Genomic DNA, 20190 nt, shown 5'->3' on the forward strand with positions numbered 1-20190 from the left:
TCACGGTGACCGTCTATCGACAGGAGACTCACACGTTCATCACAACTCCCGCACCACGGTCCCGGTCACCTCACCGAAGGCAACCGCAGCGCCATCTACCCCGGGCGCGGTCGCCGAAATCGTCACCGTGTCCCCGTCCAGCAGAAAACTACGAGAAGAACCATCCGAAAGCCGGACCGGCTGTGCGCCGTTCCATGTCCGCTCGATGAACGATCCGACCTCCTCCGGCGAATCCCCCGAGATTGTCCCCGACGCATACAGATCACCGGTGCGTGCGAATGCGCCGTTCACGGTCAGATGCGCCAACTGCTGGGCCGGCGTCCAATACATCCCCGCGAACGGCGGTCGCGCGACCACCGTCCCGTTCCACGTCACTTCGAGGCGGATGTCGTACCCCACGTGCTCCCGCCCCCGCAGATACGGCAGCACCTCGGGCTCCTGGACCGGCGCCGGCACGCGGGCGGTGTCGAGCGCGTCGAGCGACACCACCCAGGGTGAGACCGACGTCCGGAACGACTTCGCCGTGAACGGCCCCAGCGGCTGGTACTCCCACGCCTGCAGGTCCCGCGCCGACCAGTCGTTGACGATCACCGCCCCGTACACATGCTCGCGGAACTCGTCCACGCCGACGGCCCCCGCGGAGGGGACCCCGACCACGAACCCGAGCTCGGCCTCGATGTCGAGCCGCTCCGAGGGCCCGTAGGTCGGCGCCGCGTCGTCGGGCCGCTTCCGCTGCCCCCACGGCCGCGGCACCTCGGTGCCCGACACGACCACGGTCCCGGCGCGCCCGTGATACCCGACCGGCAGGCGCTTCCAGTTGGGCAGCAGCGGCTCCATCCCGGGCCGGAACAGCTTCCCGAGGTTGGTCGCGTGCTGCTCGGACGAGTAGAAGTCGACGTAGTCCGCCACCTCGAACGGCAGGTTGAGCCGCACGTCACCGACGTCGAACAGCAGCGGCTCGACCTTCTCCCGGTGGCGGCCGTCGGTGAACAGCTCGGTGAGCTGCTCCCGCAGCCTGGTCCAGGTCGGTCGCCCCTGCGCCAGGAACCGGTTGAGCGTCGTCTCCCCGTCGAGGCTCCCGCCGGCGTCGACGAGCCCGAGATGCTCGGCCCCGGCCAGGTTGAGAATCCGGTCCCCGATCCGCACGCCGACCCACTCGGCACACTCCCGCCCGAACGAGCACAGCGGCAGGTTGTGCACCCCGAACGGGTGGCCCTCACCCAGCTCCAGCCAGGTCACCGCGCACCGTCCGCGGGCCACCCACAGCTCCACCCGGCCCGCCCGGACCGCTCACCACCGCTTCCTCCCCCGCTCCCGTCCGCTCGTCCCCCGGCCAGCCCCTCGGTGCCGGTGGTCGGCCCGATGGCGGTCAGCCCGGTCGGCCCGTGCCCCTTCGGCCGGTGCAGCAGCCCGAGCGCCGTGAGATCGGCCACCGGCTCCTGCACGCTGCAGCTGCCGAACCCGACCCACAGCGGCCGCGGCCGCTCGAGCGCCGCATGGACGGCCTCGGCGAGCGGAATCGCGTCGGTGCCGCCGAGGATGATCGACAGGTCGGCCGGCTCGGCCCCGTCGGCCGCGGCGAGCACGGCGGCCAGCACGTTGAGGAACCCGTGGTGCACCAGACCGGTCTCCGCGTCCGTATGCCGGACGGCATTGTGCAGCCCGGCGGTCAGCTTGAACGGCATCTCCCGATCCCGGCAGGCGCAGATCACCGCGGCGAGCTCCACCGGCGTCGGGAACAGCTCCGCCGCCAGCCCGCCGGTGCGGAACTTCGCGGCCGCCCGCAGCCCCTCGGCCCGCAGGTCGGCCAGCTCGTCGAGCGCCGACATGAGCCCCCAGGTCAGCGGGACCTCGAAATACCACTCCCAGGGCGTCTCACCCGCCCGCATGAACGCGGCGAGTCGCTTGATGCCCGGACCCGGGTCCTCGCCGCGCTTCGCGACGGGGCTCTCGATCTGCCGGATGTCCAGGCCGGCGAGCCCGCCCGGATCGGAGAGGGCGCGCTCGATCGCGCCCGCCTCGCCGATCACGCCGAGGCCGTGCGCATGGCTGGCCAGGGCCGGGTCGGCAAGGTCGGCGACGGGGAGCAGGAGCGGGCCGATGAGCGGCGAATACCAGCTCGCACGATGGCCGTCGTGTGCGGGAACGGCATCGGCGAGCGCCGCGCTGCCCGGCGGGAACACGGCGGCGTCGTCAATGAGGGCTGTCAGCAGGGGCGGCACTGCGTTTGACACGGCTTCCGAATCTAATGGACGCTATACAGGGCGGACAACTACGTCCGCTATCCGGACACTCCAACTTTCACCGTGGAGGCCGTGATGCCGTACTACCGCCGCGTCGGCGACGTGCCGCCGAAGCGCCACACCCAGTTTCGCCAACCAGACGGCTCCCTGTTCGCGGAAGAGCTGATGGGGCAGGAGGGTTTTTCGAGCGACTCGTCGCTGCTCTATCACCGCAACCGCCCGACGGCGATCGTCTCGGCCACCGAGTTCACTCCACCCGCCTGGTCGCGGATCCCGAACCTGCCGCTCAAGCCGCGCCACTTCCAGACCGGCAAGATCGGCGGCGGGCCTGTCGACGCCGTGCTCGGCCGCCAGCACCTGCTGGCCAACGACGACGTGCGCATCTCCTACGTCGAGGCGTCGCTGCCCTCGCCGCTCTACCGCAACGCGGTCGGCGACGAGTGCCTCTACGTCTCCGCCGGCGCGGTCACGCTGGAGACGACCTTCGGCGTGCTGGAGCTGACCGAGGGCGACTACGCGATCGTCCCCACGTCGGTGATCCACCGGCTTGTCCCGGTCGGCGGAGCGGTGAAGCTGCTGACGATCGAAGCGACTGGACATATCGGCCCCCCGCGGCGCTACCTGTCGGTGCGGGGCCAGTTCCTGGAGCACGCTCCCTACTGCGAGCGCGACCTCCGTGGCCCCTCGGCGCCCATCCTCCAGGAGGGGTCTGACACTTCCGTGCTTGTGCAGCACCGCCGGGGCTGGACCGAGCACATTTACGCAAATCACCCATTTGACGTCGTCGGCTGGGACGGCTGCCTCTACCCGTGGGCGTTCTCGGTCCACGACTTCGAGCCGATCACCGGCCGGGTGCACCAGCCGCCGCCGGTCCACCAGACGTTCGAGGGCCCGAACTTCGTGATCTGCTCGTTCGTGCCCCGCAAGGTCGACTACCACCCGCTCGCCATCCCGGTGCCGTACAACCACCACAACGTCGACTCCGACGAGGTGCTGTTCTACACCGGCGGCAGCTACGAGGCCCGCCGCGGCTCCGGCATCGAGCAGGGCTCCATCTCGCTGCACCCGAGCGGCTTCACCCACGGCCCGCAGCCGGGCGCGGTCGAGCGCGCGATCGGCGTCGAGGCGTTCGACGAGCTCGCGGTCATGGTCGACACGTTCCGCCCGCTCGACCTCTGCGAGCCCGCGCTGGGCATCGAGGACGCGGGCTACGCCTGGACCTGGGCGAACAACCCGCCTAGTGCTCGATGACCTTCGACGGGGTCACCCGGCAGACCACCCGGGTGACCCCGGGCACCTTCTCGGTGAAGGGGACCCCGTCATAGGCGAGGGAGAGCTCGTTGATCAGCTCGGGTCCGCCCTCCTCGGTGAGGGTGACGGTGCCGCGCACCTCGACGTACCGGTACGGGTTCGCCGGGTCGTACACGCAGATCGACACCCGCGGGTCCCGCTCCATGTTGCGGGTCTTCCGGCGGCCCCGGATGGTCGAGAAGACCAGCTCGTCGCCGTCATACCTGGCCCAGATGACGCTGGACTGCGGCCCGCCGTCCGGGTTGACGGTGCCCAGCACCAGGAACGCCTTGCGGTCGAGCAGCGCGCGGAGGGTGTCGTTCACTCAGGCCTCTTTCTGCACGGGGTAGATCAACGCTACGGCGGTGGCCGCGAGCCCCTCACCCCGGCCGGTGAATCCGAGCCCGTCGGTGGTCGTGCCGGACAGCCGGACGATCCCGCCGAGCGCCTCGCGCATGGTCTTCTCGGCCTCCGCGCGGCGCTTGCCGACCTTGGGGGCCACCCCGATGACCTGCACCGACACGTTCCCGATCTCGAAACCGGCGTCGCGGACCAGCCGGGCGGTCTCGCGCAGCAGGGTGACGCCCGAGGCGCCGGCCCACTCGGGCCGGCCGGTCCCGAAGTTCGCCCCGAGGTCACCCAGCCCGGCCGCGGACAGCAGCGCGTCGCAGATCGCGTGGGCGACGACGTCGCCGTCGGAGTGCCCGGCGAGCCCGTCGACGCCCTCCCACCTGAGCCCGGCGACCCAGCAGTCGCGGCCCTTTTCGAAGGCGTGGACGTCCGTCCCGGTACCGATCAACATCACTTCGCGAGGGTACGACGATTGGTGCACAACCGTGAACTTCCGGTTGCCGAGTTGTCATCGGACTCGGCAGGAAGGCGATCCGGGCCTAGGCTGGGTCGGGTGCGCAGCGAACTGACGACCCCGAAGAGCCCCCAGCCGTGGTGGCGCACCGGAGCCGCCTTGCGCTTCGGCGCCCTGGCCTTGCTGGTGGCGACCATGTTCGTGGTGATGATTGTGGTCGGCCCCGACCGCGCGTCACTCTCCCACGCGGTGAGCCCGGATCACCCGTTCGCTCCCGTGCTGGCCGTCTTCGGCACCGCCCTGCTGACGACCGCGCTGCTGCCCAGGACGCTGCTGTCGGCCGTGGGCGGCCTGCTGTTCGGCTTCTCCAGCGGCGCGATGTACATCCTGGTCGGCGTGACGCTGGGCGCCATCCTGGCCCACACCGTCGGGCGGTATCTCGGCCGCGAGTTCATGGCCCGGCACCTCCGCGGCCGCCTGTTGCTGATCGAGCAGGCCGTGGCCAAGCGCGGCATCCTGGCCGTGGTGATTTCGAGGATGATCCCGCTCGTACCGTTCGGCGTCTCGAACTACCTGTTCGGCACGACCCGGGTCCGGCTGCTGCCGTTCATCAGCGGCACGATCCTGGGCGCGATGCCGGCCACCCTGGCCTACGCGGCCCTGGGCTCGGCCACGGCCCGCGGCGACGCGGCCGGCATGTCGATCGCCGGCGTGGTGATCCTGACCCTGGGCATCGGCGGCTCGATCGGCAGCCTGCTGGTCTGGCGCCGCCGCCCCCGCAAGCACCACGCGCCGAAGACGGCCCCGATCTCCCCGGCCGCCCCTGCGACGGCCTGACCCGCGTCGCCCATCAAGCTTGATGCATCAGTTCTGATACATCGGCCCTGATACATCGGCCCTGATACATCAATTTTGATGCATCAGTCTGGATGCATCAGACCTGATGCGTCACGGAAAGTCACGGCCCAGGGACTACACGCAGTAGTCGGCAACCCGGCCAGCTACCGCCCGCAGATGCGGTCATGATCGATGGAAGCCTCTGGTCGCCATCACAGCCGGAACTCTCCATCGATCATGGAACGACCTAGAGCAGCAGCTCCGCGATCGACAGGTCGAACGGCCGCGTGATCTTCAGCGCGGCCTCGGAGCCCGGCACTGTCTGCACCGTCACGCCGAGCTGCTCGGCCAGGCCCGCGTCGTCAGTGTGGTCGTCCACGGCGGCCTCGTGGGCCTTCAGGAGTACGTCGCGGCGGAAGCCCTGCGGGGTCTGCACCGCCCGCAACGAAGACCGATCGACCGTGCCCAGCACCGCCCCCGAATCGTCCACCCGCTTGATGGTGTCGACCACCGGCAGAACGGGTATGACCGCGGCGTGCCCCCCACGGACCGCTGCCGCCACGTCCTCCACCAGCGACGGTGGAGTGAGGGCGCGCGCCGCGTCGTGGACGAGCACGATGTCGAAAGAGGCCGGCACGGCGGCCAGGGCGAGGGCCACGGAGGCCTGCCGGGTCGCGCCGCCCGCGACGACCACCACCGCACCATTGGGGAAGGCGATCGGCGCGAGCAGCGCTTCCACGTCGCTCACGGCGTCCGGCGGGGCGGCCACCACGATGCAGCCCACGCTGGGAGCGGCGGCAACCCGCCGCACCGCATGAACCAGGAGCGGCTCGCCGCGCAGGAGTCGAAGTGCCTTGGGGCCGCCGGGTCCGAGTCGGATCCCCATACCGGCCGCAGGCACGAGGACCGCGACGTCACCACGCACACTGGGGTGCGCCGTCACGTCGCGGTCCTCGGTCGAAGGGATAGCCAGGCTGGAATGTCAGGCCTCGGTCAGCACCTTGTCGAGCAGCGTCTCCGCCTCGTCCTTGGTGCTCTTCTCAGCGAGCGCCACCTCGCCGACAAGGATGTCCCGAGCCTTGGCGAGCATGCGCTTCTCGCCGGCCGACAGACCACGCTCGCGATCGCGACGCCAAAGGTCACGCACGACCTCAGCGACCTTGAGCGGATTGCCGGAGGCCAGCTTCTCCAGATTCGCCTTGTAACGCCGCGACCAGTTGGTCGGCTCCTCGGTGTGCGGAGCGCGGAGGACGTCGAAGACCTTCGTCAGGCCTTCTTCGCCGACCACCTCGCGCACGCCGACGATCTCGGCGTTTTCGGCGGGCACCCGCACCGTCAGGTCACCCTGAGCGACCCTGAGGACGAGATACTGCTTCTCCTCGCCCCTGACGACCCGAGTCTCGATTGCCTCGATGAGTGCGGCCCCGTGGTGGGGGTAGACAACGGTCTCGCCGACACTGAAAACCATAGGTTCGAAACCCCTTTCGCTGTGTCTAGGGTAACACGGTCACGCGCTGTCGTCCCACCCCAGCGACAGGCATTCGCGCAGGTCAGAACACATGTGAGTCCCCTTTCTCCCGCTTGACAGGAATCGTGGAACCTGCTGTGTAATGGATCAACAACCCGCAGCACCCACAAATGACCTGCCAGTCGGACATATCGGATTGATTACGGCAAGTGTCTACCTCCACCTCTCCAGTATCCCAGATCGCCACGCTGAGTAACGCCACCAGCGGCGGAGCGTCGAAAAACGCGCACACATCTCGATGAACGCCCTCTGGCGCGCAGGCGCCGCGTGAGGGAAAGTTGAGGCAGGTGCGAGGAGAACAGCGATGGGCACGCTGCGCGGAGACAACGGCGGTGGCGATCGACCGCAAGAAGGTGGTGGCCTGCCTGACCTCCCACCTGAGTGGGGCACGATCATCATCCCCGACGATCCCGGTGCGCTCGATGACGAAGGCGCTAAGATCCGTCGACAGTTCCGCCGCGCCTCCGTCCGCCGCCGCTGGCGCCGCCTGCTCCACCTCGCCCCCGAGCCCGTGCGCCGGACCACCGACGACTCGCCCGGCCTCGCGGTGCCGCTGCTGATCATGTCGATCGCGGTCATCGCGACGCTTGTGAGCCTGTTCGCCGTGGCCTGGCCCGGACACGCGCCCCGGACCACCCCACACGTCGCCTCGCCGAGCAGTGCGCCGGTGGCGGTATCACTGGCCGGGCTGACCCTGTTCGACGCGGCGGGCACCGCGATCTCGATCAAGGACGTCGCGCCGGCGATCATCCTGCTCGTCGAGGGCTGCAGCTGCGAGCACCTCATCACCACCACTGTGGACGCCGTTGGCGCCGGCGCCTCCCCGAAGCCCGGAAAACCCACCACCGTTCTCGTCGTGGCCACCCGGGTCCCCACCCTGCCGATCGGCCTGGACACGGCGGTGCCGGTCAAGGCCGCCGCCGACCCGAACAACTCGGTGCGGGCCGCGGTGCCGGCCCTGACCGCCGACCGCACCACGTCGGCCGTGCTCGTCGACTCCACGGGCAAGGTCACGAAGACCTCCCGCAACGTCACCAGCACGACCGACTTCGTCGACGACCTACAGACGCTGCATTAACGCAGCAACACGCCGTACAAGGTCAATCCCGGCCCGAAGGCCAACATCATCGTCGTCCGCGGCGGGCCCGCGGCCCGGCGGCGCAGCGCGTCCAGGATCAGCAGCACCGTGGGCGACGAGCAGTTCCCGTGCGCTGCCAGCGTGCCGCGCGACTCGGCCAGCGCCGCCTCGGGCAGGGCCAGCTCGTCCCGCACGACGTCGAGGATGCGCGGGCCGCCCGGGTGCACCGCCCAGCCGTCCACATCGGACAGCGTCAGCCCGTGCCGGTCGAGCAGGCCGCCGACCAGGTCGCCGACGTAGATCGACAGCACGTCGGGCACCTTCGGCGACAGGCCCATCCGGAAGCCGAGGTCGGTGACGTCCCAGGTCATGAGGTCCGCGGTCGCGGTGTCGGTGACCGCGGCGATGTCGGCCACCCCCGTGCCCGCCTCGCCCGGGACCAGCACGATCGCCGCCGCGGCATCGGAGAACAGCGCGTGCGCCACGATCTGCTGCGGATCATCGCTCGGCGGTTGTACGTGCAGGCTGGTCAGCTCCAGGCAGAGCAGCACGGCCGGCCGGCCGCGCGAGGCGACGTAGTCCGACGCCGCCCCCAGCCCGGGCAGCGCCGCGTAGCAGCCCATGTGCCCGATGAACAGCCGCTGGGTGGTCGGCGCCATGCCCAGGTCGCGGGCCAGCAGGATGTCGAGGCCCGGCGTGGCGTACCCGGTGCACGAGCAGACGACGAACAGCCCGATCTCGTCGGGGCGCAGCCCGGCCGCGTCCAGCGCGCTGCTGACGGCGTCCTTGCCCAGCGGCAGCGCCTCGGCGAGGTACCGGATCATCCGCTGCCCCGTCGACCAGTTCGACGCGTCCTCGATCAACGGATTGACCGCGCCGTGCCGGGAGACCACGCCGGAGTTGGCGAAGATCCGCTTGGCCAGCCCCTTGCGCGGGGAGCCGTTGTAGTGCCGCTCGAAGTAGCCTGCCCACACCTCGTCCTGGCGCATCGGGTCGGGAAAGGTCACGCCCATCCCCGCTATGGCGGCACCCGTCACGGAATCCCCTTCCTGCCGCGCCCCTGGTAGAGGATCGCGGTCGTGAACGTCGGCACGATCGGCACCGCATTGCGGCGGGTCACCAGCCAGCGGGTCAGCGCCGGCAGGGTCGGACGGATCCCGCGCACGTCGAGCGGCACGCCATGCTTGGCGCACTCGTCCCGCAGCCGGCCCGGGTCGACGAACAGCGCAGGGTCGTGGATGCCGCGCACGACCGGCATCACGAACTCGGCCAGGCGTACCGCGACCAGCCTGGCCAGGGTTGTGTCGTTGATCGTGTCGAGGACGAGCCAGCCGCCCGGGCGCAGCACCCGGCACGCCTCGGCGATCACCCCCGGCACGTCCGGCACGTGCTCCAGCAACTCACCCGCGCTCACCACGTCGACGCTCGCGTCGGCGAACGGCAGCCGTGTCGCGTCGGCCCGCACCGGCACCACACCGTGCGCCGCCGCCTGCTCCAGGCCGGAGACGACGAGGTCGACGCCCACGTGCCGGTACCCCTTGTCCGCCACGTGCGGGGCGAGCAGCCCGCCGCCACAGCCGAGGTCGAGCAGGACCGCCCCGTCCCGCTCGGCGGGCGGGATCAGGTTCGCCCGGGCGCGCGCCAGCCAGTACAACATGGACAGCGGGCTGCCGGGGCGCCACCATTCGCCGGCCAGGTCGTCGTACTGACCCGGGTCGTTGCGTGCGCGCCGCACCGCTGGCATGGAACGAGCCTGACATGGAACCCCTCCAGCGGCCACACTTGCCGGGTGTCGGTTGCGATCTCGCTCCTGCGCTCCAGCCACCCCGAGCCCGCCGCCGGGGTGACCGCGGTCGCCGCCCTGCTGGCGATCGGCCTCGATCGGCCCTGGCCCGGCGTCGTCGCGACGGCGGCCACGGTACTGGCGAGCCAGCTCTCGATCGGATGGGTCAACGACGCCGTCGACGCGCCCCGCGACGCCGCCGTCGGCCGCACCGACAAGCCCGTCGCCGCCGGGAGGCTCTCCCGCCGGCTGGTCGGGGCGCTCGGCGCGGCCGCGGCCGTGGCCTGCGTGCCGCTCGGGTTCCTGTCCGGCTGGCAGGCCGGCCTGGTCGCGACGCTCGCGCTCGCCTCGGCCCTGCTCTACGACTGGCCGCTCAAGTCCACGCCGGTGTCGGTCCTGCCGTACGCGGTGTCGTTCGCGTGCCTGCCCGCGTTCGTGGCGCTGGGCGCGGGCCGGACGCCGCCGTTGTGGCTACTGGCGGCCGGTGGGCTGCTCGGGGCCGGGGCGCATTTCGTCAACACCCTGCCCGACCTGGACGACGACGTTCGCACGGGCGTGCGGGGCCTGCCGCAGATGTTCGGGCGCGCCGGGTCGCTTTTTGCGGCAGCGGTACTGCTGCTGAGCGCGACGGCGGTCCTGGCGTTCGGTCCGCCGGGGCCACCGGCGCTGCTTTTCTGGCCGGCCCTCGCGCTCGCCCTGATCGCATTGTCGTTCGGCTGGTACTCCATGCGCCGCGATCCGTCCTCCCGGGTCCCCTTCCTCGCCGTTATCGCGGTAGCGCTCATCGATGTGGTGTTTTTGCTGGTCAGCGGCCTGCGACTGGACTGACGTCACATTGTTCAGGGTGCGCGTGATCAGCAGATCAAGGGCATCTAGGCTGTAGTGCGGCCACCCGTTGATGGGACACCAGATGGAGGACCCAAGGTGACGCGTTCGACTCCGGCTACGCCGCTGGCTCGCCGCCGCACGGTGCTGGGCGCCGCGCTCCTGGCTTCCGCCGCGCTGAGCGTGGGCCTGCTCTCCGCCTGCGGAGCCGGTCAGATCACCGGAACCGACACCCAGGTCGCCGCCGTGCCGGGCGTGGCCGTGAACAGCGCCGACGGGCTGATCGCCGTCCGGGACGCCATGATCGTCTACGCCGACGGGTACAAGGCCGGCTCGACGGTGCCGCTGAGCGTCCGGATCTTCAACAACGCCACGCAGCCGGTGAAGCTCACCGGGGTCAGCGTCGGAACCGGCGGCACGGTCGTGCTGGTCGGCGCCGCGCAGGCCGCCGCCGCCGCGCCTTCGCCGACCCCGACCAACACGTCGCCGTCGCCGTCCCTGTCGACCTCGCGCAAGCCGAGCGGCTCGCCGTCGAACGTCGCGTCGGCCAACGCCGCCCCGTCGACCACGGCGCCGTCGCCCGCCCAGGCGCCGGCCGGCGCCACCGACATCAACATCGCGATCCCGGTCGCCGGTTTCGTGGCCCTGAGCCCCGACACCAAGACGTATCTCGCGATCAGCAAGCTCACCGACGCCCTCGAGGCGGGCGCCGCCCAGGCGAACGTGGTGCTCACCTTCACCTACGCCGACGGCAAGACCACCACGGCCACGCTCCCCGAGCTCCCGATGTCGCCGCCGCTGACCCCGCTGCCGAAGCCGAGCGCGGTCGTGCAGAACGAGGAGCACGGCGAATAGCGTTTCTGTCATACCCGTCGGCTAGCTTTCGGGTGTGACGAAGGCGAAGAGCGCGGCTTACGAGTGCGACGTCTGCGGGCATCGGCCGCCGAAGTGGACCGGCCGGTGCCCGGAGTGCGGTGAGTGGGGCTCGGTCATCGAGTCCGCCGCCGGCCCGGCCGGCCCCGTCGCGCTCCGCGCCGTCCCGTCCCGCGCCCCGCTGGAGCCGGCCCGCCCGATCGCCGAGATCAGCGCCGCCCCGGCCAAGGCCCGCCCGACCGGCGTCGGCGAGTTCGACCGGGTCCTCGGCGGCGGCATCGTCCCCGGCGCCGTCGTCCTGCTGGCCGGCGAGCCCGGCGTCGGCAAGTCCACCCTCCTGCTCGACGTGGCCCAGCAGTGGGCCAAGCACGGCGACACCCCGTCGCTGGTCGTCAGCGGCGAGGAGTCGGTCAGCCAGGTCCGCCTGCGCGCCGAGCGCATCGGCGCCCTGCACGAGCGGCTCTACCTGGCCGCCGAGTCCGACCTCTCCGCCGTCCTCGGCCACCTCGACGCCGTCAAGCCCGGCCTGCTCGTCCTCGACTCGGTCCAGACCGTCTCCGCCCCCGGCACCGACGGCGTGGCCGGCGGCGTCACCCAGGTCCGCGCCGTCACCGCCGCCATGGTCGCCGTCGCCAAGGAGCGCGGCCTGGCCACCATCCTGGTCGGCCACGTGACCAAGGACGGCAACGTCGCGGGCCCGCGCGTCCTGGAGCACCTCGTCGACGTGGTCCTCAACTTCGAGGGCGACAAGCACTCGTCGCTGCGCATGGTCCGCGGCCTGAAGAACCGCTTCGGCGCCGCCGACGAGGTCGGCTGCTTCGAGATGCACGAGGGCGGCATCACCAGCCTCCCCGACCCGAGCGGCCTCTTCCTCACGCGCTACGCCGACGCCGTCTCCGGCACCTGCGTCTCGGTCGCCATGGAGGGCCGCCGCGCCCTGGTCACCGAGGTCCAGACCCTGATCGGCGCCCAGATGCCCGGCTCACCGCGCCGCACGGTCTCCGGCCTCGACTCGGCCCGCCTGGCCATGGTCCTGGCCGTCCTCCAGCGCCGCGCCCAGATCCAGCTGCACGACCGCGAGGTCTACGCGGCCACGGTCGGCGGCCTCCGCGTCACCGAGCCCGCCGCCGACCTGGCTCTCGCCCTGGCCGCCGCCTCCGCCGCCCACGACCTCCCGATGCCCCCCGACCTGGTCGCCATCGGCGAGGTGGGCCTGACGGGCGAGGTCCGCCGCATCGGCGCCGTCCCCCGCCGCCTGGCCGAGGCCGCCCGCTTGGGCTTCCGCTTCGCCCTGGTCCCACCCGGCTGCGGCCCGGCCGCCACGGGCGTCACACCACCGGGCATGCGCGTCCTGGAGGTGGGCGACATCCGCACCGCCCTCCACTACGCGGTCAAGGCCACAGCCGAGTCCACCGACGACTGACCCACCCACCCCACGCGGTGGGCTCCGTCCACGCGCAGCCCCATCCGCCCGGACCCTCCGTCCGCTCGGAGCCCAGTCCGCCCGGACCCTCCGTCCGCACGGGGAGCTCCGTCCACGCGGGGAGCTCCGTCCGCCACCGGACACCGAACAACGCCCACTGCGCCCGGGGATCTCGACCTGCACGCTTTTCGCCGGCGGGTCGACGAACCGCGCCACTGCGCCTGGGGTCTCGACCTGCACCGAGCGCAGTGGCACTGTCGCCGGCGGGTCGGCGGACCAGCGCGCCGGTCGACCAGGAATCTCCGCACCCCCAACGGATGCGCTTCCGCACCCACGTCGGCCCTCCCGGACCGGCACCTCGACGGCCGCCGGACACCGCTCGGCCCTCGCCCCGCCGATCTTGGAGTTGTGGTCCCGGAAATATCCGATAAAGGGGACAAATTCAGGACCAAAGGTCCAAGATCGCGTGCGCCATCCCGCAGCCAGCACACCGCTCCTCGGCCGACATATCCGAAATGTCGCCCACCATCAGCGCGCGGCCCCCGTCAGCCTCATGATCGTGGGAAACATCTGGTTGCCAGGACAGCCAGATGTTTCCCTTGATCATGGGGAGCCGTGATCCATGGAGTGTTCTGGTTGCTATGGCAGCCAGGACGCGCCATCGATCATGAGCTTGGTAGGTGGTTCTTCATGTGGACCTCGTCCGGGGCGAACGCCGCCAGTGAACTCATCTGGCTCTCCGGGCCGCCGGCGAAGTCGCGCAGGCGGACCGCCACGTCGTAGTGGCCGGCGCGGCGGGCGTCCGACTTTGCCAGTTCGCGCAGCACGCTCCGGTCGGGCCAGGCCGGGTTCGTCCCCGTGCGGTCCAGGCTTGCGCGCAGGCCGATCACCAGGTACCGCTCACCCTCGATCTCCACCATCGACACCTCGGCCACCCGCGACCACGGCAGGACCAGCGTACGAATCCAACCCGGGCGGACCGTCAGGGCGAAGTGGTTGGCGCCGACGCGCGGGCGGCGGGCCACCGACAGGACCGCCGGGACGACGCCGACGCAGGCGACCGCGAGCATCCAGATCGGAGCGTCGGCGAGCGGGTTGTGGGCGCCCGAGTCGAGCACCGCGGGCTCGCCGGCGAAGAGCGCACGGACCAGCAGGACGGCCAGGGTCGCGCAGACCGCGTACCACGCCAGGGTCGACAGGGATCGGGATGGGAAGCTGCGCCGCCACTCGATCCATTCCGAACCGGCCATTCATCACGATCCATCGAGCGATGGCATCCGCCCACTGTACGGGCTGGGTCGATACCGCACCAGCACCGTACGTCCGACGATCCGTAGACTGTGCAGGTGCCGATTGACCGCGAGCCCACCCGGGCCGGCGCCAACACCGGCCTCATCGGGGGCTGGGCCGCCGCGCTGCCCGGCGCCGACCCAATGCGTGCCACCCTTGCCCTGATGGCCCCCGGCACCGCCCTGCGGGACGGGCTGGAGCGCATCCTGCGCGGGCGCACCGGTGCCCTCATCGTGCTCGGCCACGACCGGGTGGTCGAGCAGATCTGCACCGGCGGGTTCCCGCTCGACGTCGAGTTCTCGGCGACCCGCCTGCGGGAGCTCTGCAAGATGGACGGCGCCGTCGTCCTGTCGAGCGACGGCACGCGCATCGTCCGGGCGGCGGTGCACCTCATGCCCGACCCGACGATCCCGTCCGAGGAGTCCGGCACGCGGCACCGCACGGCCGAGCGGGTCGCCAAGCAGACCGGCTATCCGGTGATCTCGGTCAGCCAGTCGATGCGGATCATCGGGCTGTATGTCAACGGGCAGCGCCACGTGCTCGACGACTCCGCCGCCATCCTGTCGAAGGCCAATCAGGCGCTGGCCACCCTCGAGCGGTACAAGCTGCGGCTGGACGAGGTCAGCGGGACCCTGTCGGCGCTGGAGATCGAGGACCTGGTGACGGTGCGTGACGCCGTCGCCGTGGTGCAGCGCCTGGACATGGTGCGGCGGATCGCGGACGAGATCGCCGGCTACGTGGTCGAGCTGGGCACCGACGGGCGGCTGCTCGCGCTGCAGCTCGAGGAGCTCATGGCGGGCGTCGAGGCCGACCGCACGCTGGTGATCCGCGACTACACGCCCAGCGGGCGGCGCACCCGGTCGTCGGACGACGCGCTGGAGGAGCTCGACGCACTGTCCGCCACCGAGCTGATCGACCTGGTCGCGGTGGCGAAGTCGCTGGGGTATCCGGGGGCGAGCGACGCCCTCGACGCCGCGGTGTCCCCGCGCGGGTTCCGGCTGCTGGCCAAGGTGCCGCGGCTGCCGAGCCCGGTCGTCGACCGGCTGGTCGAGCACTTCGGCAGCCTCCAGCGCCTGCTGGGCGCCACGGTGGAGGACCTCCAGGCCGTGGACGGCGTCGGCGACGCCCGGGCGCGCGGCATCCGCGAGGGGCTGTCTCGCCTGGCTGAGGCGTCGATCCTCGAGCGCTACGTCTAGCGGCCTCGACGAAAGCCCCGACTCAAGCCCCGGCAAGGGCTAGGTCAGCTGGACCGTCACCGGTTCGCTGATCTTGGTGTCGAGGCGGCCGATCAGCTGGTACTTGCCGGCGGGCGGAGCCTCGCGGTTCTCGCAGCCGTTGTCGGTCGCCTTGCCGTTCCACGTGTTGCTGTACTCCACCTCGATGCCCGGCTTGAGCGTCCTCAGCTCACTGCCGTGCGGGGGGTCGCACTTGTCCGAGGACCAGATCTTCGACCCGCCGGACTGGAGGTACAACTCCTGATAATCGGCGCCGACGTCACGGGCGCAGTCGTGGTTGGAGATGTTCTTGATCCGCAGGAAGAACTTCAGGTAGGCGCCACGGAACTGCGCCGGCTGCTCCGGCGCCGCGGTGAGCGACAGGTCGGCGTCGGCGCACAGCGGGACCGTCGACGTGACGGTCGGTGCGGCCGAGGACGCCGACGGAGAAGCCGACGGAGAAGCCTCGCCCGTCGTCGGCACCTGGATCGTCGGTTCAGCGGAAGTGGAAGCCGACGAGGTGGTCGGGGCGGCCCCCGAAGCGTTGCCGGAGGTCTTGTTGTCGCTCGGGTCGTTGCCGCCGCCGCAGGACGTCCACAACATGAGCACGACGATCAGCAGCACCCCGCCCACAATCGCGCGGCGCCGCCAGTAGACGCCAGCAGGCAGCGGGCCAACCGTCATTTTCATGATGCACTCACCGTATCGGGGGAACGCTCAGTGATCGGCGAGGCGCGCCGTGAACTCCGCTCAGAGATAGACCTTCCGGGCGTACACGGCGTGGGCGCCCGCGACACGATCGAGAAACAGCAGGCCGGCGCAGTGGTCGATCTCGTGCTGGAGCGCGCGCGCCTCGAAGGCATCCGTGGTGATTTGCGTCTCTTCGGTACTGCCGGGAGCGTACCCGGCCACGACGATCCGGTTGGCCCGTTTCACGTCCCCGGTGAGGTCCGGGACCGACATGCAGCCCTCGCGGCCCTTCTGCCACTGGGACGCCTCGACGATCCGCGCGTTGCACAGCACGAACGCGCCATGGGTCGTGCGCGCCTTCGGATGGCCGGTGACGTCGACCGCGAACACCTGCGCGCCGACCCCCACCTGCGGCGCGGCCAGGCCGACGCAGCCGGGCGAGACCTTCACGGTCGCGAGCAGGTCTGCCGCCAGCTGGAGGATCTCCGGCGCCGTGGGGTCCACGGTCTCACCGGGCGTCGACAGTACCGTCGAAGGCGCCCGGACGACCGGCAACACCACGCCCTCGGGGAGCGTCACAGCAGGTCCGCTTCCGCCGCACGGAACGTGGCCTCGACGCCGAGCCGCTCCGCCGCCGCCGTGAGCGCCGCGCCCAGCGCCTCGACGTCGACCCGCTCGGGCACGTCGACCTCGGCCACGACGACGTACAGCTGGCCGGCCAGCCGGGTCGTGAGGTCCGTGATGTTGCCGCCGGCCTCGGCCAGCGTCCGGCTCAGCGACGCGACGATGCCCAGCCGGTCGGCGCCGTGGACGGTCAGCACGTGGTGGCTGCCGGTCGCCTCGTACGTCGGCTCCTCGACCACCCGGCGGACGGTGACCAGCAGGGTCCGGCCCTCGGTCAGCGGTTCCAGCGCCGACTCGATCTCCTCGACGGTGGGCGGCCCGACGCAGACCAGCGTCATCGCGAAGTGGCCCCGCAGCCGGGTCATGGTGGAGTCGGTCAGGTTGAGGCCGAGCCGGGCCAGGATCTCGGCGACGTCGGCGATGATGCCGGGCCGGTCGTGCCCGATGACGGTGACGGCGTACTCGTTCACTCGCTTATCCTTGCGTATCGCTACCTCCGCCATCGCAGAGACCGTCACCGCGTGGTACCACGCCAACGCCCGCGACCTCCCCTGGCGCCAGCCGGACGCCACGCCGTGGGGCGTGCTCGTCAGCGAGGTCATGCTCCAGCAGACCCAGGTGTCGCGGGTCGAGCCGGCCTGGCACCGCTGGATGGAGCGCTGGCCGACGCCGGCCGACCTGGCCGCCGACCCGCCCGGCGAGGCGATCCGGGCGTGGGACCGGCTGGGGTACCCGCGCCGCGCCCTGCGCCTGCACGCCTGCGCCGCCGCGATCGTCGAGCGGCACGACGGCGAGGTCCCCGACGACGTCGACGCGCTCCTCGCGCTGCCCGGCATCGGCATGTACACGGCCCGCGCCGTCGCCGCGTTCGCGTTCCGCCAGCGCCACCCGGTCGTCGACACCAACGTGCGCCGCGTGGTGGCCCGGGCGGTCGAGGGCGCGGCCGACGGCGGCGCGGCCACGACCCCGGCCGACCTGCGCGCCGTCGAGGTGCTGCTGCCGGCCGACCACGAGGCTGCGGCGACCGCCTCGGTCGCGTTCATGGAGCTCGGCGCCGTGGTCTGCACGGCCCGCACCCCACGCTGCGACGAGTGCCCGCTGACGGCGGTCTGTGCCTGGCGGCTGGCCGGGTCGCCGCCGAGTGAGGGTCCGAGCCGGAGGACTCAGCGGTACCACGGGACGGATCGATATGTCCGCGGACTCATCATGGCGGTCCTGCGGGCTGCCGACGACCCGGTGCCGCTCGGCGAGCTGGATCTTGTGTGGCCCGACGCTGAGCAGCGCGAACGGGCGCTCCACGGGCTGCTGTCGGACGGCCTGGTCCGCGAGCGGGCCGGCACCTTCACGCTTCCTGGATGACGGACGTAACTATTTGGATAGTTGCACGCCGTTCGGGTGGGTTTCTTCACCCCCACGACACCTCTCCGCCCGATACGCTGCGTTCGTGCTCATCGGTGTTAGGACCGCGCGTCGCCTCGCCATCGGCCTGACGATGGTCGCCGTGCTGGCCGCCTGCGACGACGCGGCGAAGGCCGGCCACTCGGCGGTGAAGAGCGCCGGCGCCTCGCCCGCGGTGTCGGTTGCGCCGTCACCGTCCACGGAAGCTCCTGTGCAGCCCGCCGGCTCCGCGCAGCCGTCCAAGAGCCCCACCGGTGCACCCGCGTCGTCGGCCCTGCCGCCGCCCGGCAGCGCCTACCAGGGGCGCCTGCCGAAGTTCGGCAAGCCGCCGGCGCCGCACCACATCAACGTGCCCGAGGGCGACAGCGCGCCGTGGCTGTCGCGGATCCCGACCGACCAGCCGGTCGCCTTCCTCACCATCGACGACGGCTGGATCAAGCGGCCCGAGGCGCTCGAGTTGTTCCGTGAGGCCGACGTGCCCGTGACGCTGTTCCTGACGATCAATGCGATCAAGGACGATCCCGCGTACTTCAAACGCCTCCAGGACGCCGGCGCCGTGATCGAGGCGCACACGATCAGCCATCAGAGCCTCAAGGGCAAGCCGTACAACTTCCAGCGCAAGGAGATCTGCGGCTCGGCCGACCAGTTGGGCCAGATGTTCGGGAAGCGCCCGACGCTCTTCCGCCCGCCGTTCGGCGAGAAGGACGCCACGACGATGAAGGTGATCCACGAGTGCGGCATGAAGGCCGGTCTCTTCTGGAAGGAGACGGTCGACAAGGGCATCGTGCGCTTCCAGGAGGGCAAGACGGTGCGGCAGGGCGACGTGATCCTGATGCACTTCCGCGACCGCTTCGTCGACGACTTCATCGCGGCCCTGCAGGCCATCGCCGCGGCCGGCCTGACCCCGGCCCTGCTGGAGGACTACATCCCCTGATAGGCGATCTTCAGCGCCGCTGCCGCCTCGGGTGACAGCGGCGCTTCGCTCTGCACGGCCGCCCGCAGCCCGCCCGGCACCGCGAACCACCCGGGCTTCCCGGCGACGGGCTGCACGAACGGCGGCAGGGCCACGAGGTCCTCGGTGAGGTCCAGCCGATCGGCCCGCCGCGCGTCGACGCCGGGCAGGTACGCGAGCTTCTGCACCAGCTCCCGATCGTCCCTGGCCAGCCCGTCGAGCACGGCGCCGACGAGGTACTGCTCCAGCGGCCCGTGAACCCGGGCCAGGCTTCGCAGCTTCGCCGCCCGCTCGGCCCGGCTCTTCTGCTGGGCCAGCCAGGCGGCCGCGAGCCCCACGGCCTGCGGCCACCCGTGCGTCAGCAGGTGCAGGTCGGGCGCGAGCGTGTCGGCCCCGGCCGCGTCGCCGAGCGCGGCCCCCAGCGCCTGGTACGTCTCGTCCTCGGCGAAGGACAGCTCCCGCGCCGTCACCGTCTGCCGCGCGTCGATCGGCAGCTGTGCCTGGGCAGCGACGACGACCCGGCGATTGGGAAGCGTGGTCAGCCACTCGACGTGGCGCTCGTCGGCTTCGTCCACGACGAGCGTCCCGCCGGCGGTGCTCCGGGCCGGGTCGAACTCAAGGTTGAGAAAGATTGCGCCGCGGGCCGCCGACCAGGCACTGAGCAGCGTCGACTTGCCGGCTCCGGCCCCGGCGACGACGAGCGTCACCCCACGGTCGACCCGGTCGAGCCGCTCCAGGAGCGCACCGCGGGAGATGGGCGGCACCGCGGGCCGGCGCCCGAACCGTGCGGGGCCAGACCCGAGGCGCTCCTTACCCACGCCCGGCAAGATAGCCTGCCGTCGCTCGTTCCGGGGCCCCCGCCCGGTCAATCGGCCTCATGGCACGACCGTTTCGCTCCGAACGACTGAACACGGCGAGCCGCAGACACGACCGCCGCCCACCGTCCGCCCGGCCACCCGGTTCCCGGGACAGCCTCGCCCCAGGCCGAAGACATCGACTCCCACCGCGCAGCACGGCTGTGCCGCTTCCCCACCCGGACGCCGCTGAAACCAGGGAATTCCTACCGATGGGGTGAACCGCCGCCTCACCCTCGGCCGACCGGCCCCTGCTTCATGATCAAGGGAAGAAACTGGCTGCCCCGGCGGGCTCAACTGGTGGTTGCAACACCCGAGGCATGATCGATGTGATTGGGGTGTTGTAGCTGGTGGCTGGTCGGTTGACGTTGGAAGAGCGGGAAGAGATCGCGGTCGGGTTGGCGGCTGGTGCGGGGTGGCGGGAGATCGGGCGGCGGTTGGGCCGGGCGCCGTCGACGATTTTGCGGGAGGTTGAGCGGCACT

The 20190-nt window shown here is 71.3% G+C and carries 21 protein-coding genes and 2 pseudogenes; 10 read left to right on the forward strand and 13 right to left on the reverse strand.

Annotated elements, in window-relative coordinates; genetic code table 11:
* Window positions 1–39: 39 nt before the first annotated feature.
* Together fahA and ABZS66_RS23285 are read right to left on the reverse strand one after the other, a co-directional pair.
* Window positions 40–1239, reverse strand: coding sequence for a fumarylacetoacetase (gene fahA, locus ABZS66_RS23280; RefSeq protein ID WP_354760906.1), 1200 nt, complete (start codon window positions 1237–1239; stop codon window positions 40–42).
* Between the two features lie 164 nt (window positions 1240–1403).
* Window positions 1404–2234 (reverse strand): annotated as a pseudogene (locus ABZS66_RS23285) (hypothetical protein); the annotation flags it as partial.
* An 84-nt stretch (window positions 2235–2318) separates the two neighbouring features.
* Between ABZS66_RS23285 and ABZS66_RS23290 the strand changes: the two are divergent.
* Window positions 2319–3494, forward strand: a complete 1176-nt coding sequence (locus ABZS66_RS23290) for a homogentisate 1,2-dioxygenase (RefSeq protein ID WP_354760908.1) — start codon at window positions 2319–2321, stop codon at window positions 3492–3494.
* On the opposite strand, the gene ABZS66_RS23295 is transcribed toward ABZS66_RS23290, so the two are convergent.
* Together ABZS66_RS23295 and ispF are read right to left on the reverse strand one after the other, a co-directional pair.
* Window positions 3481–3858, reverse strand: coding sequence for a PPOX class F420-dependent oxidoreductase (locus ABZS66_RS23295; RefSeq protein ID WP_354760880.1), 378 nt, complete (start codon window positions 3856–3858; stop codon window positions 3481–3483). The genes ABZS66_RS23290 and ABZS66_RS23295 overlap by 14 nt on opposite strands.
* Entirely contained in the window at window positions 3859–4335 is a 477-nt protein-coding gene (ispF, locus tag ABZS66_RS23300; RefSeq protein ID WP_354760910.1) for a 2-C-methyl-D-erythritol 2,4-cyclodiphosphate synthase, read from the reverse strand.
* Between the two features lie 102 nt (window positions 4336–4437).
* Here ispF and ABZS66_RS23305 point away from each other — a divergent pair, with 102 nt between their 5' ends.
* Window positions 4438–5175: a VTT domain-containing protein gene (locus ABZS66_RS23305; protein WP_354760882.1), complete on the forward strand. Its 738-nt coding sequence runs from the start codon at window positions 4438–4440 to the stop codon at window positions 5173–5175.
* A gap of 247 nt (window positions 5176–5422) precedes the next feature.
* On the opposite strand, the gene ispD is transcribed toward ABZS66_RS23305, so the two are convergent.
* On the reverse strand, window positions 5423–6118 hold the full coding sequence (gene ispD, locus ABZS66_RS23310; protein ID WP_354760883.1) for a 2-C-methyl-D-erythritol 4-phosphate cytidylyltransferase: 696 nt from the start codon (window positions 6116–6118) through the stop codon (window positions 5423–5425).
* A gap of 39 nt (window positions 6119–6157) precedes the next feature.
* Window positions 6158–6643 carry a CarD family transcriptional regulator gene (locus tag ABZS66_RS23315; RefSeq protein WP_033363204.1) on the reverse strand — a complete coding sequence of 162 codons (486 nt, stop codon included), beginning with the start codon at window positions 6641–6643 and terminating at the stop codon, window positions 6158–6160.
* A 364-nt stretch (window positions 6644–7007) separates the two neighbouring features.
* Between ABZS66_RS23315 and ABZS66_RS23320 the strand changes: the two genes are divergently transcribed.
* The gene (locus tag ABZS66_RS23320; protein WP_354760885.1) at window positions 7008–7781 is read left to right on the forward strand and encodes a hypothetical protein; all 774 of its coding nucleotides are present in this window, start codon (window positions 7008–7010) and stop codon (window positions 7779–7781) included.
* Here ABZS66_RS23320 and ABZS66_RS23325 read toward each other — a convergent pair.
* Window positions 7778–8794, reverse strand: coding sequence for a type III polyketide synthase (locus ABZS66_RS23325; protein WP_354760912.1), 1017 nt, complete (start codon window positions 8792–8794; stop codon window positions 7778–7780). The two genes, ABZS66_RS23320 and ABZS66_RS23325, sit on opposite strands and share 4 nt — an antisense overlap.
* A gap of 20 nt (window positions 8795–8814) precedes the next feature.
* Window positions 8815–9516, reverse strand: a complete 702-nt coding sequence (locus ABZS66_RS23330) for a methyltransferase domain-containing protein (RefSeq protein ID WP_354760887.1) — start codon at window positions 9514–9516, stop codon at window positions 8815–8817.
* A 54-nt stretch (window positions 9517–9570) separates the two neighbouring features.
* Here ABZS66_RS23330 and ABZS66_RS23335 point away from each other — a divergent pair, with 54 nt between their 5' ends.
* The 3 genes from ABZS66_RS23335 to radA all read left to right on the forward strand — a co-directional run bounded on the left by ABZS66_RS23335 (window position 9571) and on the right by radA (window position 12685).
* Window positions 9571–10392: a UbiA family prenyltransferase gene (locus tag ABZS66_RS23335; RefSeq protein WP_354760889.1), complete on the forward strand. Its 822-nt coding sequence runs from the start codon at window positions 9571–9573 to the stop codon at window positions 10390–10392.
* A 96-nt stretch (window positions 10393–10488) separates the two neighbouring features.
* A complete protein-coding gene (locus tag ABZS66_RS23340; protein ID WP_354760891.1) occupies window positions 10489–11244 on the forward strand; it encodes a hypothetical protein in 756 nt (251 codons plus the stop codon).
* Window positions 11245–11278: 34 nt separating this feature from the next.
* Window positions 11279–12685 (forward strand): DNA repair protein RadA, encoded by a 1407-nt coding sequence (radA, locus tag ABZS66_RS23345; protein WP_354760893.1) that lies wholly within the window; start codon window positions 11279–11281, stop codon window positions 12683–12685.
* A gap of 665 nt (window positions 12686–13350) precedes the next feature.
* Here radA and ABZS66_RS23350 read toward each other — a convergent pair.
* Window positions 13351–13935, reverse strand: coding sequence for a hypothetical protein (locus ABZS66_RS23350; RefSeq protein ID WP_354760895.1), 585 nt, complete (start codon window positions 13933–13935; stop codon window positions 13351–13353).
* 183 nt (window positions 13936–14118) lie between these two features.
* On the opposite strand from ABZS66_RS23350, the gene disA reads away from it, so the two are divergent.
* Window positions 14119–15171 carry a DNA integrity scanning diadenylate cyclase DisA gene (gene disA, locus ABZS66_RS23355; RefSeq protein ID WP_354760914.1) on the forward strand — a complete coding sequence of 351 codons (1053 nt, stop codon included), beginning with the start codon at window positions 14119–14121 and terminating at the stop codon, window positions 15169–15171.
* Window positions 15172–15210: 39 nt separating this feature from the next.
* Here the strand turns inward: disA and ABZS66_RS23360 are convergent, their stop codons facing one another.
* The 3 genes from ABZS66_RS23360 to ABZS66_RS23370 are packed head-to-tail and all read right to left on the reverse strand — an operon-like array spanning window position 15211 to window position 16973.
* On the reverse strand, window positions 15211–15879 hold the full coding sequence (locus ABZS66_RS23360) for an adhesin (protein WP_354760897.1): 669 nt from the start codon (window positions 15877–15879) through the stop codon (window positions 15211–15213).
* Window positions 15880–15939: 60 nt separating this feature from the next.
* Window positions 15940–16458, reverse strand: coding sequence for a peptide deformylase (locus ABZS66_RS23365; protein ID WP_354760899.1), 519 nt, complete (start codon window positions 16456–16458; stop codon window positions 15940–15942).
* Window positions 16455–16973, reverse strand: a complete 519-nt coding sequence (locus ABZS66_RS23370; RefSeq protein WP_354760901.1) for an ACT domain-containing protein — start codon at window positions 16971–16973, stop codon at window positions 16455–16457. The genes ABZS66_RS23365 and ABZS66_RS23370 overlap by 4 nt, the downstream gene beginning before the upstream one ends.
* Window positions 16974–16989: 16 nt before the next feature.
* On the opposite strand from ABZS66_RS23370, the gene ABZS66_RS23375 reads away from it, so the two are divergent.
* Together ABZS66_RS23375 and ABZS66_RS23380 are read left to right on the forward strand one after the other, a co-directional pair.
* Window positions 16990–17862, forward strand: coding sequence for an A/G-specific adenine glycosylase (locus ABZS66_RS23375; protein ID WP_354760916.1), 873 nt, complete (start codon window positions 16990–16992; stop codon window positions 17860–17862).
* 85 nt (window positions 17863–17947) lie between these two features.
* A complete protein-coding gene (locus ABZS66_RS23380; RefSeq protein ID WP_354760903.1) occupies window positions 17948–18835 on the forward strand; it encodes a polysaccharide deacetylase family protein in 888 nt (295 codons plus the stop codon).
* Here ABZS66_RS23380 and ABZS66_RS23385 read toward each other — a convergent pair.
* Window positions 18823–19671 carry a hypothetical protein gene (locus ABZS66_RS23385; RefSeq protein WP_354760905.1) on the reverse strand — a complete coding sequence of 283 codons (849 nt, stop codon included), beginning with the start codon at window positions 19669–19671 and terminating at the stop codon, window positions 18823–18825. The two genes, ABZS66_RS23380 and ABZS66_RS23385, sit on opposite strands and share 13 nt — an antisense overlap.
* Before the next feature lie 398 nt (window positions 19672–20069).
* Between ABZS66_RS23385 and ABZS66_RS23390 the strand changes: the two are divergent.
* Window positions 20070–20190: pseudogene (locus tag ABZS66_RS23390) on the forward strand (helix-turn-helix domain-containing protein); the annotation flags it as partial.

It is taken from the genome of Dactylosporangium sp. NPDC005572, assembly GCF_040605515.1.
Classification (GTDB): domain Bacteria; phylum Actinomycetota; class Actinomycetes; order Mycobacteriales; family Micromonosporaceae; genus Dactylosporangium.

Bases quoted from the DNA above. Each gene is read 5' to 3' on its own strand.
- ABZS66_RS23290 (WP_354760908.1), top strand. From the start codon at position 2,319: ATGCCGTACTACCGCCGCGTCGGCGACGTGCCGCCGAAGCGCCACACC.
- ispF (WP_354760910.1), bottom strand. From the start codon at position 4,335: ATGTTGATCGGTACCGGGACGGACGTCCACGCCTTCGAAAAGGGCCGC.
- ABZS66_RS23315 (WP_033363204.1), bottom strand. From the start codon at position 6,643: ATGGTTTTCAGTGTCGGCGAGACCGTTGTCTACCCCCACCACGGGGCC.
- ABZS66_RS23320 (WP_354760885.1), top strand. From the start codon at position 7,008: ATGGGCACGCTGCGCGGAGACAACGGCGGTGGCGATCGACCGCAAGAA.
- ABZS66_RS23325 (WP_354760912.1), bottom strand. From the start codon at position 8,794: ATGGGCGTGACCTTTCCCGACCCGATGCGCCAGGACGAGGTGTGGGCA.
- ABZS66_RS23350 (WP_354760895.1), bottom strand. From the start codon at position 13,935: ATGGCCGGTTCGGAATGGATCGAGTGGCGGCGCAGCTTCCCATCCCGA.
- disA (WP_354760914.1), top strand. From the start codon at position 14,119: ATGCGTGCCACCCTTGCCCTGATGGCCCCCGGCACCGCCCTGCGGGAC.
- ABZS66_RS23360 (WP_354760897.1), bottom strand. From the start codon at position 15,879: ATGAAAATGACGGTTGGCCCGCTGCCTGCTGGCGTCTACTGGCGGCGC.